Below are 4,461 nucleotides of genomic sequence, written 5' to 3' on the forward strand. Positions count from 1 at the left end.
CAGTGGTGCCTGATCCACCATCGCGAGCAAGCTCGCTCCTACAAGGGTACCGAACCATTGGCATCGCGCGTTATCAGGAGACGTTCATGAGCCAGGCAGATTTCATCATCATCGGCGGCGGGATTGCCGGTGCTTCCACGGGTTTCTGGCTGTCGCAGCACGGCCGCGTGATCGTGCTCGAACGCGAATCCCATCCGGCCTATCACTCCACCGGTCGTTCGGCGGCGCTGTACACCGCGGCCTACGGCACCCCGCAAGTGCGGGCGTTGACCTTGGCCAGCCGGGACTTTTTCGACAACCCGCCCAGCGGTTTCTGCGAACACCCGCTGCTGACCCCGCGTGGCGAAATGACCGTGGACTTGACCGGTGACCCGGACGAACTGAACAGGCAATACCAGAGCGCAAAAACCACGGTGCCAGAGATGCAATTGCTCGGCGTCGACGAGGCCTGCGCGCTGGTGCCGATCCTGCGCCGGGAAAAGGTCCACGGCGCCATCTACGACCCGACCGCCAGCGACATCGACACCGACGCCCTGCACCAGGGCTATTTGCGCGGTATCCGCCGCAACCAGGGTGACGTGCATACCGATAGCGAAGTCGTCAGCCTGAGCCGCGACGGCCAGGGTACATGGCACGTCCAGACCGGCAGCCAGACGTTCAGCGCACCGATCATCATCAACGCCGCCGGCGCCTGGGCCGACAAAATCGGTGAACTGGCTGGCGCCAAGCCGCTGGGCCTGCAACCCAAACGCCGTGCCGCGTTCATCTTCGCCGGCCCCGAAGGCGTGGACATCCACCATTGGCCGATGCTGGTCAGCCTCGACGAATCCTTCTACATGAAACCCGACGCCGGGATGTTCCTCGGCTCGCCGGCCAACGCCGACCCGGTCGAACCCCACGACGTACAGCCCGAAGAGCTGGACATCGCCATGGGCATCTACCAGATCGAGGAGGCCACGACCCTGACCATTCGCCGCCCGACTCGCACCTGGGCCGGCCTGCGCAGCTTCGTCAGCGACGGCGACTTGCTGTCCGGCTTCGATCCACAGGTACCGGGGCTGTTCTGGGTCGCGGCACAGGGCGGTTATGGCATCCAGACATCGCCAGCCATGGGCCAGGCCAGCGCGGCACTGGTGCGCGGTGCAGCGCTGCCCGAGTCACTTGGCCGTTTCGGCCTGAATGCCGAAATGCTCTCCCCTGCCCGTCTCGGCTGATCCTGATCCTGATCCTGATCCTGATCCTCAGGTGACGCGCCCACACGATTACGGCACACTTTCAGAGCCCCTTTGATGGGGCGCTGACGCTGCCTGGAGTTCCACCGTATGAACGCCCCCGAAAAAGACTCGGCCCCGAACACTGCGTCGCTGGATAACTTCCGGGCGATCGCCGATGCCATCGCCACACTGTTCTTTCCCCATGCTGAAGTGGTGCTGCACGACCTGCGTACGCAAAAGGTCGACTACATCGCCAACAACCTGTCCAAGCGGGAAATCGGCGACGACTCGGCGCTGGAAGACATGCTCAGCGACGATGTCAGCGAGCGAAACATCGGGCCTTACGAAAAGCTCAACTGGGATGGTCAGAAGATTCGCAGCCTCAGCACGGTGCTACGGGACAGCGAAGGTCGTCCGCTGGCGGTGCTGTGCATCAACCTGAACATTTCGTTGTTCGAAAATGCCAAGGCTGCTTTGGACCTGTTCCTGTCGCCGACCAAGCTGATCCCGCAACCGGATTCACTGTTCCGCGATGACTGGCAGGAGCGGATCAACACCTTCCTCCACGCCTGGCTGCGTGAACGCCAGCTGAGCCTGAATCTGCTGACCCGCGACCACAAGCGTGAACTGGTACTGGCGTTGCACGCCGAAGGTGCGTTCAAGGGCAAAAGCGCATCGAACTACGTGGCCAATGTACTGAACATGGGCCGGGCGACGGTGTACAAGCATTTGAAGGAATTGAAGGGCTAGGCCCTGAGATTTGCACTGACTGTGCGGGCCTCATCGCGAGCAAGCTCGCTCCCACATTAGACCTGCGAACACAGGAACATTGTGGGAGCGAGCTTGCTCGCGATAGCGGACTATCAGTCGCCGTAAATGTCCGACTTGAAATACTTCTCGGAAATCTTCTGGTACTCACCACTGCTGCGAATGCCATCAATGGCCGTATTCAGCTCGCTGACCAGTTCGATATTGCCCTTGCGCACGGCAATCCCGGCCCCCTCGCCCACATACTTCGGATCTTTCAACTCCGGCCCGACAAAGGCATAACCCTTGCCACGCGGCATCGACAGGAAGTCATTGAGCGGAATGGTGTCGGCAAAAATCGCGTCGAGGCGACCGGCGGCCAGGTCCATGTAGATTTCTTCGTTGTTGCTGTAGCGCTTGACGTTGATGCCCTTGGGCTCGAACACCTCGGTGGCATAACGGTCGGTGGTGGTGGCGCGCTGCACACCGACGGTCTTGCCCTTGAGGCTGGCGTATTGGTCATCCACCACCGCGCCATCCTTCATCACCAGGCGCGACGAAGTGAAATAGTACTTGTGGGTGAAATCCACCGACTTCTTGCGGTCTTCGTTGATGGTCATGGACGACAGCGCCATGTCGATTTTCTTCACCTTCAGGGAAGGAATCAGACCGTCGAACTCACCTTCGACCCACACACACTTGGCCTTCATCTGTGCGCACAGGGCATTGCCGATGTCATAGTCGAAACCGACGATTTCGCCTTTGTCGGTTTTCGAGGCGAACGGTGGATACGCCGCTTCAATACCGATGCGCAGGGTTTTCTCGGCGGCGAACACAGAGCTGCACGCCAACAGGCTAAGGGCCAGACCGGTGATGAGGGGGAACTTCTTCATGTTCGTTTTCTCGCGGTTGTTGTTGGTTTGGCAAGACAGAAGAAAAAGCTGAAACGGGTGGAAACCTTTTTTTGTACTTATAATTCCATACTGGACTTTTATGTATTATCCGTCAATCAGGCAAATACAGACCGAACCGGCCGATTGTCGGGTGGTGGATCAGCAAGATTTTTAGTGGTGCCGATGACGCCATCGCGAGCAAGCTCGCTCCCACAGTAGATCTGGTTAAACACAAATTTTGTGTACGACACAGAACCCTGTGGGAGCGAGCCTGCTCCGGGCGGCGTTCCGACGATGACTGACTCAAGAACGCCGCAGAAACTACTGCTTCCAGCGATCCGCCGCCGCATGATCACTGTCACGCCCCTCGACCCAACGCGGTCCGTCACTGGTGTTTTCTTTCTTCCAGAACGGCGCACGGGTTTTCAGGTAATCCATGACAAAGGCGCAGGCGTCGAATGCCGCCTGACGATGGGCGCTGGCCGCGCCGACGAAGACAATCGGCTCGCCCGGCTCCAGGGCGCCGATGCGGTGCAACACTTCCAGCTTGAGCAGCGGCCAGCGCTGTTCGGCCTCGGTGGCTATCTTGCCGAGGGCTTTTTCGGTCATGCCCGGGTAGTGCTCGAGGAACATCCCGGCAACGTCGAGGCCGTCATTGAAGTCGCGCACATAGCCGACAAAACTCACCACCGCACCCACGCCGACATTGGCATCGTGCATGGCGTTGACCTCGGCACCCGGGTCGAACGGCGTGGACTGCACGCGAATCGCCATGGTTCAGCCTCCGGTCACAGTCGGGAAGAACGCCACTTCATCGCCCTCGCTGACCGGTTCGTCGAGCTGGCACAGGTCTTCGTTGCGGGCGCACATCAGGTTTTGCTCGCTCAATACCTCGGCACCGTCTCGCTGGGCCAACAGTGCGCGGACGTCGTCAACGGTGGCGAAATCGCCTTGAACCTTCACCGAGTCCAACCCCAGCGCTTCACGATAACGAGCGAAAAACTTCACGGTAACGTTCATGATTGCTCCGCCTGGAAATGACCGCTCTTGCCGCCGACCTTCTCCAGCAGACGCACGCTTTCGATGATCATGCCGCGGTCCACGGCCTTGCACATGTCGTAGATGGTCAGCGCGGCGACACTGGCAGCGGTCAGCGCCTCCATCTCGACGCCGGTCTGCCCGGACAGCTTGCAGCGCGCCACGATGCGCACCGAATCGTCGCCTTCGGCACTGAGCTCGACCTTGACGCCGGTCAGCATCAGCGGATGGCACAGGGGAATCAGATCGCTGGTTTTTTTCGCTGCCTGAATGCCGGCAATGCGCGCCACGGCAAACACATCACCCTTGGGGTGGCCGCCGCTGACGATCATCTGCAGGGTTTCGGGCAGCATGCGCACCAGCGCTTGGGCGGTCGCCTCACGGAACGTCACAGCTTTTTCAGTGACGTCGACCATGTTGGCGCGACCTTGGGAATCGAGATGTGTCAGCACGGGATTACTCCTGATCAGGAGCATCGATTGTAAACCTGCAGGTCAGATTTCCGCACGCACGATTGTCGGCTTGTCGCAGCCCCTGTAGGAGCGAGCTTGCTCGCGATGGTGTGTCAG

General features: G+C 60.1%; 6 protein-coding genes. 2 read left to right on the plus strand and 4 right to left on the minus strand.

Going from position 1 to position 4,461, the window contains the following annotated elements; translation table 11 throughout:
- Positions 1-86 precede the first annotated feature (86 nt).
- Both AC1DVH_RS26720 and AC1DVH_RS26725 read left to right on the plus strand, forming a co-directional pair.
- Positions 87-1,214, plus strand: coding sequence for an NAD(P)/FAD-dependent oxidoreductase (locus tag AC1DVH_RS26720; RefSeq protein ID WP_477756320.1), 1,128 nt, complete (start codon positions 87-89; stop codon positions 1,212-1,214).
- 108 nt (positions 1,215-1,322) lie between these two features.
- Positions 1,323-1,964: a helix-turn-helix transcriptional regulator gene (locus tag AC1DVH_RS26725; protein WP_477756321.1), complete on the plus strand. Its 642-nt coding sequence runs from the start codon at positions 1,323-1,325 to the stop codon at positions 1,962-1,964.
- A 113-nt stretch (positions 1,965-2,077) separates the two neighbouring features.
- Here the strand turns inward: AC1DVH_RS26725 and AC1DVH_RS26730 are convergent, their stop codons facing one another.
- From AC1DVH_RS26730 to moaC, 4 genes are all read right to left on the minus strand, one after another.
- Positions 2,078-2,854 (minus strand): ABC transporter substrate-binding protein, encoded by a 777-nt coding sequence (locus AC1DVH_RS26730; RefSeq protein ID WP_477756322.1) that lies wholly within the window; start codon positions 2,852-2,854, stop codon positions 2,078-2,080.
- A gap of 321 nt (positions 2,855-3,175) precedes the next feature.
- Positions 3,176-3,628 carry a molybdopterin synthase catalytic subunit MoaE gene (moaE, locus tag AC1DVH_RS26735; RefSeq protein WP_477756323.1) on the minus strand — a complete coding sequence of 151 codons (453 nt, stop codon included), beginning with the start codon at positions 3,626-3,628 and terminating at the stop codon, positions 3,176-3,178.
- Between the two features lie 3 nt (positions 3,629-3,631).
- Positions 3,632-3,874 carry a molybdopterin converting factor subunit 1 gene (gene moaD / locus AC1DVH_RS26740; protein WP_007989957.1) on the minus strand — a complete coding sequence of 81 codons (243 nt, stop codon included), beginning with the start codon at positions 3,872-3,874 and terminating at the stop codon, positions 3,632-3,634.
- Positions 3,871-4,344: a cyclic pyranopterin monophosphate synthase MoaC gene (gene moaC, locus AC1DVH_RS26745; protein ID WP_477756324.1), complete on the minus strand. Its 474-nt coding sequence runs from the start codon at positions 4,342-4,344 to the stop codon at positions 3,871-3,873. The genes moaD and moaC overlap by 4 nt, the downstream gene beginning before the upstream one ends.
- Positions 4,345-4,461 lie beyond the last annotated feature (117 nt).

The organism is Pseudomonas sp. P4_C3 (assembly GCF_056402075.1).

Coding starts and splice junctions, on each gene's coding strand:
- AC1DVH_RS26720 (WP_477756320.1), top strand. CDS start 87: ATGAGCCAGGCAGATTTCATCATCATCGGCGGCGGGATTGCCGGTGCT.
- AC1DVH_RS26730 (WP_477756322.1), bottom strand. CDS start 2,854: ATGAAGAAGTTCCCCCTCATCACCGGTCTGGCCCTTAGCCTGTTGGCG.
- moaD (WP_007989957.1), bottom strand. CDS start 3,874: ATGAACGTTACCGTGAAGTTTTTCGCTCGTTATCGTGAAGCGCTGGGG.
- moaE (WP_477756323.1), bottom strand. CDS start 3,628: ATGGCGATTCGCGTGCAGTCCACGCCGTTCGACCCGGGTGCCGAGGTC.
- AC1DVH_RS26725 (WP_477756321.1), top strand. CDS start 1,323: ATGAACGCCCCCGAAAAAGACTCGGCCCCGAACACTGCGTCGCTGGAT.